At 49.4% G+C, this 12005-nt stretch carries 14 protein-coding genes; 6 read left to right on the top strand and 8 right to left on the bottom strand.

What is annotated here, in order from left to right:
- Positions 1–293: 293 nt before the first annotated feature.
- The 7 genes from AAHB90_RS18215 to AAHB90_RS18245 form a co-directional block, all read right to left on the bottom strand.
- Positions 294–530: a hypothetical protein gene (locus tag AAHB90_RS18215; protein ID WP_342086624.1), complete on the bottom strand. Its 237-nt coding sequence runs from the start codon at positions 528–530 to the stop codon at positions 294–296.
- 74 nt (positions 531–604) lie between these two features.
- Complete coding sequence (locus AAHB90_RS18220) at positions 605–811, bottom strand: hypothetical protein (RefSeq protein ID WP_342086625.1); 207 nt, start codon at positions 809–811, stop codon at positions 605–607.
- Between the two features lie 161 nt (positions 812–972).
- Entirely contained in the window at positions 973–2976 is a 2004-nt protein-coding gene (locus AAHB90_RS18225) for a response regulator (protein ID WP_342086626.1), read from the bottom strand.
- A gap of 25 nt (positions 2977–3001) precedes the next feature.
- Positions 3002–3433 carry a response regulator gene (locus AAHB90_RS18230; RefSeq protein WP_342086627.1) on the bottom strand — a complete coding sequence of 144 codons (432 nt, stop codon included), beginning with the start codon at positions 3431–3433 and terminating at the stop codon, positions 3002–3004.
- A gap of 43 nt (positions 3434–3476) precedes the next feature.
- Positions 3477–4805: a sensor histidine kinase gene (locus AAHB90_RS18235; protein WP_342086628.1), complete on the bottom strand. Its 1329-nt coding sequence runs from the start codon at positions 4803–4805 to the stop codon at positions 3477–3479.
- A 3-nt stretch (positions 4806–4808) separates the two neighbouring features.
- Entirely contained in the window at positions 4809–5930 is a 1122-nt protein-coding gene (locus tag AAHB90_RS18240; protein ID WP_342086629.1) for an FIST signal transduction protein, read from the bottom strand.
- A gap of 109 nt (positions 5931–6039) precedes the next feature.
- Complete coding sequence (locus AAHB90_RS18245; protein WP_342086630.1) at positions 6040–7386, bottom strand: deoxyguanosinetriphosphate triphosphohydrolase; 1347 nt, start codon at positions 7384–7386, stop codon at positions 6040–6042.
- Between the two features lie 144 nt (positions 7387–7530).
- Between AAHB90_RS18245 and AAHB90_RS18250 the strand changes: the two genes are divergently transcribed.
- The 6 genes from AAHB90_RS18250 to AAHB90_RS18275 are packed head-to-tail and all read left to right on the top strand — an operon-like array spanning position 7531 to position 11241.
- Positions 7531–8583, top strand: coding sequence for a DUF3500 domain-containing protein (locus AAHB90_RS18250; protein ID WP_342086631.1), 1053 nt, complete (start codon positions 7531–7533; stop codon positions 8581–8583).
- 51 nt (positions 8584–8634) lie between these two features.
- Positions 8635–8871: a hypothetical protein gene (locus AAHB90_RS18255; protein WP_342086632.1), complete on the top strand. Its 237-nt coding sequence runs from the start codon at positions 8635–8637 to the stop codon at positions 8869–8871.
- Entirely contained in the window at positions 8856–9155 is a 300-nt protein-coding gene (locus AAHB90_RS18260; protein WP_342086633.1) for a type II toxin-antitoxin system RelE/ParE family toxin, read from the top strand. Before AAHB90_RS18255 ends, AAHB90_RS18260 begins: the two co-directional genes overlap by 16 nt.
- A 6-nt stretch (positions 9156–9161) precedes the next feature.
- On the top strand, positions 9162–9827 hold the full coding sequence (locus AAHB90_RS18265; RefSeq protein ID WP_342086634.1) for a pseudouridine synthase: 666 nt from the start codon (positions 9162–9164) through the stop codon (positions 9825–9827).
- A gap of 50 nt (positions 9828–9877) precedes the next feature.
- Entirely contained in the window at positions 9878–10249 is a 372-nt protein-coding gene (locus tag AAHB90_RS18270; RefSeq protein ID WP_342086635.1) for a YccF domain-containing protein, read from the top strand.
- Positions 10246–11241, top strand: coding sequence for an NAD(P)H-quinone oxidoreductase (locus tag AAHB90_RS18275; protein WP_342086636.1), 996 nt, complete (start codon positions 10246–10248; stop codon positions 11239–11241). Before AAHB90_RS18270 ends, AAHB90_RS18275 begins: the two co-directional genes overlap by 4 nt.
- Here AAHB90_RS18275 and AAHB90_RS18280 read toward each other — a convergent pair.
- On the bottom strand, positions 11216–11878 hold the full coding sequence (locus tag AAHB90_RS18280; protein WP_342086637.1) for an alpha/beta fold hydrolase: 663 nt from the start codon (positions 11876–11878) through the stop codon (positions 11216–11218). The genes AAHB90_RS18275 and AAHB90_RS18280 overlap by 26 nt on opposite strands.
- Positions 11879–12005: the final 127 nt, after the last annotated feature.

Here is a 12005-nt window from a genome sequence, read left to right on the forward strand (position 1 = left end):
AATGAAACGTGCTAAAGCGGCTCCGGAAGGAGCCTCCTGAGTGCTGTGAACAGGCGATTCCTCCGGAATCAACCTTGCATGTATTGTTCCGGAGGAACATCCTGTTTCTAGCTGGGAAATAAAACGTACGAAAGCGGCTAGGGATCTAGCCTTTTGACTCTCATAAACAGGCGATTCCTCCGGAATCAACCTTGCATATATTGTTCCGGAGGAACATCCTGTTTCTAGCCGGAACATGATACGTAGGAAAGCGGCTCCATTCGGAGCCTCCTGAGCCGTCCCATTCGTTACCATCACCGATAATTTTCCCCCAACTTCGAAATCAAATTAATGACCCGGTTCTGGTTCACAATATGCATCCGCATTTCCAAGCTAATATTCTCCATGTTTTCTGCGCACAAAAGACTTTCCGTCATGAACGTCAACGAATTGATGATTTCGCTGGCACTGTCGGTTTGGAAGAATGCTTTGATGATTTCGTGTTCATTGTCTGGCGCTTCGCCAGGGGCTTCTACTTGTAACGCCTTCATAGGTTTAAGATTAGTTTAGTTACAGACTGAGCTTTGTAGAACACTCTACAAATTAATGGCAAATAAAAAGCCGGTTAAGGCTCGCGGGTAATGATGGTTTCGATTTTGAACTTGCCAAATTCGATTAATATCGCTTTCATTCTCTTCTCTGAAACACCTCCGCCATGCGTGTAGTCACGCCATGCAGATACAGGTTTTCCCTTCTTCAAGTCGGCTGGCAGATCTGGATATTCGTTTTTTAGCCACCATTCGAATGCTTCGGGGATTGAAGAGAACTTCATTGTTGCAAATATATGATTTGTAGATTACTCTACAAAGAAAATTTCACTTTGTAGAACTGATATTTCCGATTAGTACAAATATATCAGTTTGGAGTTAGCAATTGGGGAACCCAGCGATTGCTGGTGCAATTTTCCGCAGAACAGGTAGCCGTCCCGGGAGATCAGCTGAGTGCGGCTGGTGTAGGATGGGTTTTTAGTTTTAAATGTTGGCTGATAACCCGTATCAATTCCTCTGCTTTGAAGGGTTTGGTGACAAAGCCACTGAAATTGCAGGCCGCTATTTCCGGGGTTTTTTCGGCGAAAGTGTCGGCTGTGAGAGCGATTGCGGGTACATTCCGGTGCCTTGGGTATGAGCTTTGTATCTTTTTCATAGCAGTTATGCCATCCATAACCGGCATTTGGATATCCATTAAAATCAGGTCGAAATCGCTCGTTTCGAGCACGTGCAGCACTTCTTTTCCATTATTGCAGATCACGAACTCCGCTTCCCATTTGTTGAGCAGATGTTTCAGCAGGATCTGGTTGGCCAGAATGTCCTCAGCGGCCAGAATACGGAAGCCTTTCAACGACAACGTCGCGGGTGCGTCGGTTTTTTCTTCTTCGTAGGAGGTGCTTCCTTTACCAAAATTGAGTACTACCGTGAATGTACTGCCTTCACCGAGTTTGCTGCTGGCGGAAATAGACCCTTTCATGAGCTCGGTGATTTTCCGGGTAATGCTCAAACCCAGCCCCGTACCACCAAAATTGCGCTCGGCATTGTTGTTATGCGCTTGTGAAAAGCTGTCGAAAATGATATTCAGCTTGTCTTCCGAAACGCCTATTCCTGAATCGGAGACGGCTATTTTAAGGTCGATATTGTCGCCATGATCCTGGGCGAGTTGTACACCGACTTTGACGAAACCACCTTCCTCCGTGAATTTGATGGCATTACCGATCAGGTTGACCATGATCTGATTCAGCCGGTAAGGGTCGCCCATGACGATTTGGGGTACTTCGCTACTACAATCGAACGTAAAATCGATCGACTTTTCTTTGGCCCGGATTTCAAAAGTTTTCATCAGGTACCCCAGCTTCTCACGCAGGTCGAACTCAAAGTTTTCCAGCCCGAACTTTCCCGCCTCAATTTTAGAAAAGTCAAGAATGTCATTTAATATAACCAGCAGATTATCAGCGGAGTATTTGATGGTTTTTAGGTGCTCCTGCTCCTGTCCTGTAAACCCGCTCGATAGCAGCAAATCCGTAAATCCGATGATCGCATTCATCGGCGTGCGGATTTCGTGGCTCATTGTCGACAGGAAGTCGGATTTGATCCGCGTCGCCTCTTCGGCGTCTTTTTTGGCCTGGATCAGCTCCCGTTCGACTATTTTACGCGAAGTAATGTCAATCGCCGTACCCAGTACTTCCTGCACACGGCCTCTCGCATTCCTTTTAAATGGTACCTCACGGGTGATGATCCAGACTTCGGAGCCGTCCTTGTGTTTCAGCCTGAACTCCTTCTCTACCACTTCCGCATCCTTTACGCGGTACCGCATGTGATCGTAATGGGCGCGGAACGTGTGCTGGTCCTGCTCGTTGATAATCCGCGCAAGGCCCTTTCGCGTATCGGTTTCTACCTCACATTCCGAATAGCCCAATATTTTCCAAATCTGTTTATTATGAAAAATATTGGTCCATTTCTCGATATCGATTACATAAATAATGTTAGGAGAAAGTAGCGCTACTTTATTGATAAATTCTTCTTTTTCAGCCAGTTCATGCTCCGCTACTTCCCGGCCTTTCTCCATTTCGAGCATTTGGCTCATGGTATGGAAGGCCTTCGTCAGTTTTTCGGCGGTAACTTCTGATTTGGGAAAATAATCCAGTGCACCGGCCTTCATCATCTCCACTGCGAGACGTTCGTCGCCATGCGATGTAAGCACAATCACGGGCAGGTGTGGTGCCCGCTCCTTGACCGTTTTCAGCAGTTCCAATCCGTTGGTTTTGGGTAGTTGGTAATCCAGGAAAATGCAGCCGGGCGTCCAGATATCAAGCATCTGGATCGCCTCTTCGGCATATTTACATATTCTGATCTCGCCTATTTCGACCTGTGCCTTGCTGATGGCGCGGCTCAGTTTCATGGCATCGATATCGTCGTCTTCAACTAGCAAGATGGATAGAGGGGGCATAAACGGGGGCTTATAGTGAATGTCGCTATTGAGGATATTCGCACAAGGTCCAATAGCTGTTCAGTGTGGATACCGCGGCAATGAACCGGTCCATGGACAATGGTTTGAGGATGTACCCGGCAACGTTCAGATTAAAGGCGTCGATCTTGTCGCTGTCTTCGTTGGAAGTTGTCATCACGAAAACCGATAGCGAGCTGAGCGACGGATCTTGTCTGATCTCCTTGAGAAACTCTATACCGCCCATTTTGGGCATGTTCAGGTCCAGCAATACGATTTTTGGCCTGGGATATTCCAAAGTTTCGGAACGGAGCAACGTCAATGCCTCAATGCCGTTGGAGGCGACAATGAGCTGGTTGGAAATGTTGTTTTTCTTGAATGCCCGTTTGACATTCATCACATCTACTTCGTCATCTTCTACGAGGAGTATGGTCATCGGAACAGGAGAGGAAAAGGACATTTTTGTTAAAATTGAATGGAGTTAAATGGGTTATTTGACATTGTCATATGTCTTTTGCTTCGTTTTTCGGCCATGTGAAACGGAATGTGGTCCCTTCTCCCATGACGGTTTCAATCTTTATCTGGCTATGTTTTTCATCTAGTATTTTCTTCACAATAGCAAGGCCCACTCCGGTGCTTTCCACTTCGTCCCGCGCTTGGAGCGTCTGAAAAATCACGAATATCCGCTCGTGGAACTCGGGACTAATACCGGGGCCGTTATCGCCGACATAGAATTCAAACTGGCTGCCAAGGTCTTTCCAACCCACAGTGATATGAATCTCGGCCTTGTCGTTATACTTGATACCGTTTGAAATCAGATTTTGCAGGATTTGGGTCAATGCGATTCTTTCCGCTTCGATTTCCATGCCTGCATCTCCCTCGATCCGGAAAGAAAGTGGTTTTTTAGTACTGAATGATTCACATAGTTCATCTACGAGGCCCCTGATCAGGAATTTCTCTTTCACGGTTTTGATCCGGCCTGCGCGGGAATAGGACAAAATGCCGTTGATGAGATTCTCCATCCTGTGTACGCGCCCACGCAGGAGCCTGAACTGGTCTTTCGTTTCGCCTTCCAGCAGGTGGCTGATATCTTCCTCGATCCATTCCGAAAGGTTGTTGATCGCCCGCAGCGGCGCCTTCAGGTCGTGGCTCACGACGTAAGCAAACTGGTCGAGCTCTGCATTGATCCGTTCCAGGTCGCGGGTGTAGGATTTGAGCTTGGTTTCGGCCGTTACGCGCGCGGTGACGTCCGAAAGCGTGCCTGTAAAGCCAATATGCCGGCCGTTGGCAAAATACGGGCTCAATGAAACACCCAACCATTTTTCCAATCCGCCGGCGGTGAGTATTCGCAAGGTTTCTTCCTTGCCCGGGGTTTCGTCTTTGAGTATTTCAACGAGCTTTTCCCTGGATTCGAGCGAAGGAAGAAAACCTGCAAAGCTTTGGCCCAGGCTTGTGCCTACCGGATAGCCCGTTATGATCTCCCACGCCTGGTTGAGGTATGTAAAATTACCTTCCTGATCAAGCTGCACCAGTACTTCTGAGATACTGCCTACCACTTCTTCGAGCCTTTTGCTGGTGACGGCGGCTTCCTCTGTTTTTTCCTGTGCAATGCGGCTCAGCTCGCGGTTGGCTTTGAAAAGCTCACCGGAACTTTGCTCCAATATCAACTCCATCCGTGTCAGGTCGTCCTGGTATTCGGAATAGGCTTGGTTGACAGCGAGCAGGAACCCCTGAATGTCGGGGTGCTCGGCAAGTTCGGGAGGTAACGACTTTCTGATCTGTCGTTTTAAGAGCCGGTGGTAACTGGTGTCGGTCAGTTCGAGCGTTTGCATTGGTTATTCGCTGAAGGTGGTAATCGTCATGGTCTGGTTATGCAACTCGCATAACGAATCGCGGTTGAACGGCGCCAGCTCGCCATAGGAGTAGAAACCGGTCATCACCGGGCCTTCCAGCATTTCGGAGACGGCTTCTACCTCCTCTTCCACCATTTGCTTCAACACCAGTTTGCGTCCGACACAACTCACTAGTATGGCAAACTCGGCACTATTATCGAGGCCGCGAGCGGCTTCCCCGGCCGCTTCCTCGGCACCGTTGATCAGCCGGTCATTATTGGCTTTCATCAATCTCACAAACGAGCCTTCGGGAATATCGCCGGCGAACGTCAGGCTCTTCTCATCCTCATTGATTCCCAGAATGGTGCGTACCACGGGTGCGCGGTCCTCACTGTCGCGCATGCTCAGCGGGAAAAGCAGGCCCGAAGCGGGCAGTTCTTTCGCTTTTTCGCCCAGGAAAGATTTATAGAGGTCCAGCGCCGGTTCGCCGTCGATTTCATAGAGAATATTGTCTTTGGAACGGGTTACCCTGCGGTCGAGCCCGAAACTGTCCCAGCCCCCGCGAGAGCCATATCCGATCGAAAGTTTTTCGCCATAAAATCCAATAGCCGCCACGCTTTCTGTTGTGACTTTCCCATCGGGCTCAACAATTATCGTACGGGCGAAATGTGAGCCATCGCCTGCGAGGCCGCCCGTGATGGTAACACCGTCCGACAATCCGTTCGTCATGCCCTTCACAAGGTCGGTACCGTTGACTTTCAGGCCGTCGGAGACGACAAATACATGTTTAAGGCCTTGAACGGGAAGTTGCGAGACGAGCCGCTTTCCGGCTTCCGTGCTGTCGAAGGCAATGTCTTCCAGACTGATCTTAGAACTTTTGATCGAAACCTCATCGAAAGCGATACCCGTAACAACGATGGTGTGATCCTTTACCGACTCGTTGGCGATCTCTCCGGCCGTTGAGCATCCGGAAAATATGGCATCGGGATATTGTAATGCTAGCTGGCCCGGGATATCCGTCGTTTCAAGCAATTCCCGGTCGCCGAAAATAAACAGCAATTGCGGAGAAAAAGAGAACTGGATTTCAGACGGCCTATCCGAATAGACAAACTGTTCAATCTGCATAGGTACAGGAGGTTGCGATTTTTTAATTCGATCAACAATTTACATAAAACTTTTGAGAACGAATTAATTTTACGCTTAACGCTGCACAGTAAAGATAAATCTGGTTTGGCTACGAAATAGATGGGAATGAAATCCCCTTGATTTTACGGAATAGTTCTACTGCGTAAAGGTCGGTCATGCCCGATACAAAGTCGAGAACCGTCTGTATCCTGGAATACGGATCTGTTTTGGTGGTGATAAACTGTTTGGGGATCAATTCCACAAGCTTGCGGGTGTAATGCGAGTTGTTGTGGAGATAGGCTGGTACGAATTCTTCCAGCAATCCGCCCATTACTTTGTAACCTGCCACTTCGATCTGCACCACCGACGAGTAATTGTAGATTTTCTTTACTGAAATATCCCCGATTTCCTTCATCGCCGACCGGTGTGGTTCGGGGATACGATCGATCAGGCTCGCATTGAAATCGCCATTCAGAATGCTTTCCTGTTCCTTGATAAACAGTTCCGAGCATGCGCCGATGAGGGTACTGATCGATTTCGCACGAAGCAGGCCGATTTTGGCATCGTCATCTTCTATTTCGGCCAGGCGGCCAGGCATTCGCGGATCGTTGCAGAGGTCGAGCAGGAGTGCTTCTACTTCCTGGTAAGACAGGATTTTAAGTCGGTGGGCGTCTTCAAGGTCGATGATATTGTAGCAAATATCGTCCGCAGCCTCCACCAGGTACACGAGGGGGTGCCTTTTGTAAACCACCGGCGAATCGGAAACCTGCGACATGCCCAATTCGGCGGCGATCTTCTGAAAACCAGCTTGCTCCGACTGGAAGAAACCGTATTTTTTGGTATAAATATTCGCTTTCTGATGCCCAGCAAGTGACTCACATGGGTATTTGGCAATGGCGGCAAGTGTGGAATAGGTCAATGCAAAACTGCCATAACCCTTGCCCGCATACGGATGCGTGAGAATGCGGACCGCATTGGCATTGCCCTCAAAGTGTGCAAGATCGGCCCATTGCGCTTCGCTGACCTGATTTTTATATTTCAAACCATCACCGTCCGTAAAGTAATGCGAAATGGCCGCCTCGCCCGAATGCCCGAATGCGGGGTTGCCAAGATCGTGTGCAAGACAGGCGGCCGAGATGATATTGCCGATCTCGCTGATCAGCGGCAACTCGTCGTCGATATGATGGTTCCTGGTTTTGAGATCATTGTAAAACATCCGCCCGAGCGACTTGCCTACGCTTGCCACTTCGAGGCTGTGGGTAAGCCTGTTATGGACAAAAATGCTTCCTGGAAGGGGGAAAACCTGGGTTTTGTTCTGCAACCGGCGAAAGGGTGAAGAAAAGATCAGCCTGTCGTAATCGCGCTGGAACTCCGAGCGTGCCTCTGTCGGATCGGAATTGTATTTGTCTTCGCTGCCCCAGCGTTTCGCCGAGAGCAATTGTTCCCACTTCATCATATTGATTCAAATAAACGGCAAAACTAATGGCTTTCGGGGAAATTGCGCAGGGAAGATCGGGTAATACCAATTTCAGGTAGAAACCGTCCGCACGCAGGCTTTTAGTGGAGTGATAAACAGGGATTTATTTCAAACCGAAACAATATGAAAAAGCTAGTATGGTGTTTGTATGCAGGAATTATTGCAACTGTTTTGACCGGCTCATCTGCGTTGGCTCAGAAAAGCGACGAGCTCGCCCGTGAAATGCGCGGGACGGTAACTACTTTCCTGAAATCCCTTACTCCCGAGCAGCGGCAGGAAACGGAACTCCCCTACGCCGACCTGGCGCGTTTCGACTGGAATTTTACGCCGCGCGCCCGTAAAGGTATTACTTTCAAAACCATGACCGCTGCCCAGCGAAAGGCCGCGATGGCAATGGTTCGCGCCGTACTTAGCCAGGAAGGTTACATCAAGGCCGAGCAAATTATTGATCTGGAAAATGTACTACGGGTGGTAGAGTCCCGGCCTGCCAACGATACTTACCGCGACCCTGAGAACTACGCATTCCTCGTGTTCGGCACGCCGGGCAATGAGCCCTGGGGCTGGCGGGTGGAAGGGCATCATTTGTCGCTGCATTTCTCGTCGGTCGACAACCAGGTTACCTATACGCCCAGCTTTTTTGGAAGCAACCCCGGCCAGGTAATGGCCGATGTGCCACAGAAAGGCAGGCGGATCCTCCAATCTGAACAGGATTTGGCCTTCGAGCTGCTCCACAGCCTGGATTCTCAGCAACTCACAAAAGCAAATCTCGGCGCGAAAGCGCCCAACGAAATATTTACATCCAATACCAGAAAAGCTTCGCTCGCCAAAATGGAAGGCATTGCGATGGGCGAGTTGAATGCTGCTCAAAAAGCTGCATTTAAAAAACTCATTATGGCCTACCTGCAACGGTATCACGTCACGCTCAAAAACCAGCAATGGGCGGAGCTTGAAAAGAGCGGACTTGATAAAATCCACTTTGCCTGGCTCGGCGACCAGCAACCCGAAATCGGTACCGGTCACGGCCATTACTACCGCATCCACGGCCCGACTTTCCTGATCGAATTTGACAACACACAGAATGGCGGTAATCATATTCATTCCGTGGTAAGGGATTTGACGAGTGACTTCGGGGAAGATTTGTTGCAGGCGCATTATGAGGCAGGGCACAAGAAGTGAGGAAGCACAAAGGAAAAACTCGTATATTCGGATAAAACAAATACGAAAAAGATGTCAGCAACAGGGTTGAAAGAGCGATTGATCGACAGGATCAAAGAGATCGATGATGAGGAAATTCTGGCCGAAGCGTACCGGTTGTTGGGAACGGATTCCGATTTGGAAGAGCCCTACAAATTAAATACAGGGCAAAGGGCGGCCATCGACGAAGCACGTGAACAAATAAGAAAAGGGCAATACTTGACCAATAACCAAGCCAACAAAGAGATAGACGAATGGCTAAACAAGTAATCTGGTCTGCCAGAGCACACACTGATAGAAAGGAAATATTGGAGTATTGGATTCATCGGAATAAATCCAAAACGTACAGCCGAAAGCTCAATCACCTCTTTAATGAGGCTGTTCAACTGGTAGCAATGTATCCGAAAATAGGTAAGCGAACTGATGTTGAGTTCGTTCGTATCAAGATCGTTCGCGACTATTTTATCATTTACGAGGAAACCGACTCGGACATACATATTCTGACGATTTGGAATAGTCATCAGGATCCGAAAAATTTGGAGTGGGAATTTTAACTATCTATGACTCCAACACCGCACCGTTACTTCATTATCAATAAGCCGCCCAATATGGTTTCTCAGTTCGTCAGCTCGCATGAGGTGCGGTTGCTGGGGACGCTGGATTTTGAGTTTCCCGAGGGGACGCATGCGATTGGCCGGCTGGACAGCGCTTCGGAAGGATTGCTGATACTTACTACCAATAAAAGAGTTACTAACCTGCTTTTTCTGGGCGAGGTGCCGCACAAGCGTACTTATTGGGTGAATGTAGGCCATATTGTTCCGCCCGAAACGGTAGAATTGCTACGTACGGGTATACCCATACGTGTGAAAGGTGGAGGCTATTACACGACCGCTCCGTGCGAAGTGGAAATTATCGACCGGCCAGCGGTTTTAGGTAAACATAAGAATGAAACTCAGCCCGAAGTCCCGAATACCTGGCTGAGCATTACACTTACGGAGGGCAAGTACCATCAGGTCCGCAAGATGGTGCGAACGGCCAATCACCGGTGCAAACGCCTCATCCGCGCCAGTATCGAGGATTTGGAGCTGGGTGATCTGCCGCCAGGCGGGGTCAGGGAGATCGGGGAAACGGAATTTTTCAGGTTGTTGAAAATAGAAAACTGGAAATCACCGATTTCGCCCGGTGATTTTCTGGTGGAGCCGTCTATCGAAAATCCTGCATACTAGTTGTCCGTAGCGCTAGTTTTAATCCACATTCACATTAAACTGATCGCGTCATGAATCTCATTGGAAACATTATCTGGCTTATTTTCGGCGGATTTGTCGTTTTTATCGAATATATGGCGGCCGGGCTGGCGCTTTGCCTCACCATCGTCGGTATTCCATTCGGGATCCAATGTTTCAAAATCGGCATCATGACGCTCTTTCCATTTGGCCAGCATGTGCGGGAAGTGCCTGGGAATTCAGGTTGCTTATCGATGGTTTTCAACATTATCTGGATTTTCCTGGGAGGAATCTGGATCGCGGCTACCCATTTGATTTTCGGGGTCTTGCTGGCTATCACCATAATCGGTCTGCCTTTCGCGAAGCAGCATTTCAAGTTGATGAGCCTCTCTTTTACGCCTTTTGGTAAGGAAATTTATTCATGAAAGCGATCGTGATAACCGGGCCCGGCGCACCGGAAGTGCTGCAAATTCGGGAGCGAGAAAGGCCGCAACCGAAGGGTACGGAAGTGCTGATCAAGGTATACGCGGCGGGGATAAACCGGCCCGATGTCTTCCAGAGAAAAGGAAATTATCCTCCTCCACCGGGCGCGCCGCAGGACATTCCAGGCCTGGAAGTGGCCGGGCTGATCGAAGAAATTGGTGCCGGTGTGACCGCATGGCAGCCGGGCGATCGGGTGTGCGCATTGCTCGTGGGCGGAGGCTACGCGGAATATGCGCTCGCACAAGCGGCACATTGCTTGCCCATACCCGATGGATTCGACCGTTGTTTCGCCGATGCGGCTTCATTGCCCGAAACGGTGTTCACGGTTTGGCATAATGTATTCCAAAGAGGGCGATTGCAGGCGGGAGAGCGGTTTTTGGTACATGGCGGCAGCAGTGGTATCGGCATTACCGCCATTCAGCTAGCCAAGGCATTCGGGGCAGAAGTGTTTACCACGGCAGGTTCTGATGAAAAATGCGCGGCGTGCGAGGCATTAGGAGCTGATATTAGTATTAACTATAAAACTGCCGATTTCGAAGAAGTGCTGAGAGAGCTGGGCGCCGACGTGATCCTCGATATGGTCGGAGGCGATTATATTCCCAAAAACCTGCGATTACTGCGCGAAGAAGGCCGGTTGGTTTTTATCAATACCATGAAAGGCAGTAAGGTCAAAGGCGCCGACGAGGTGGATTTTGGCTTGATTATGCGGAAGCGGCTGACCGTCACCGGCAGCACGCTGCGAAACCGCGACCATGCATTCAAAGCGGCATTGACCGCCGAAATTCAGAAACACGTGTGGCCAATTTTGGAAAAAGGCCTCTTCAAGCCGGTGATCGCACGGACGTTTCCGCTGGCCGAAGCCGCGCAAGCACATGCATTCATGGAAACGAGCGACCATATCGGCAAAATCATTCTGGTGAATGAATGGTCGTGAGCCGGTGGTTGAGAATTTTTGAAATCTGGTCGGCCTGGGCGTAAACCATTAGATGGCCACCTCCTTCAATGATAATATCTGGTTTTACGATGAGGATCGGGATCAGCTTATCGGCCGTTCCGTGAATGTGGAACAGGTTTTCGACACGATCTTTACGGTCCCAGCCGCTCATCCGGACCAAGGCCCATTTCAGGAACTTGCCGTCGGTATCGTGCAGGATTTTTTTGAGCAGTTTTTTCAGTTCCGGCGTATCGGCGCCAAAATAGTTGTAGGTAATGCGGTTAGCCGATTTTAACAGAGGTACCGACAAGGGCGACATCAATAAAAAACGGATCATTACCTGATAAAACTTCGAAAGCGGAACGCCTGTCGACATGCTCGAAATAAGCGTAACCTGTTCCGGGCAGGCAATGTCGGCGATTTCCGAAGCAACAACCCCGCCGAAAGATAACCCCACGAGTTGAAAAGGCTGGGAGGTGTCGATTTGCTTGCTCAGCCGGGCTGCATAATGTTGCAACGACTCCTTTTTCAAGGGCCTGACCCATTTGATATACTTCACATTCAGCCTCGGATCAAGTTTGAGTTTGGCAAACACACGCTCGTCGGCACCGAGGCCGCTGATAAAGTAAACATTCATTTTCCTTGCGGGAAGATCAACCGCGGTGCTATCAGCAGCGGTGACAGCTGTTGGGCTTGTAAATGAAAGAAGTGACAATAGAAGACAGGAGTTACGTATACTCGAAAACATAAATGGGTGCTTTCAA

Source organism: Dyadobacter sp. OTU695 (assembly GCF_038440355.1).
Taxonomy (GTDB): Bacteria; Bacteroidota; Bacteroidia; order Cytophagales; family Spirosomataceae; genus Dyadobacter.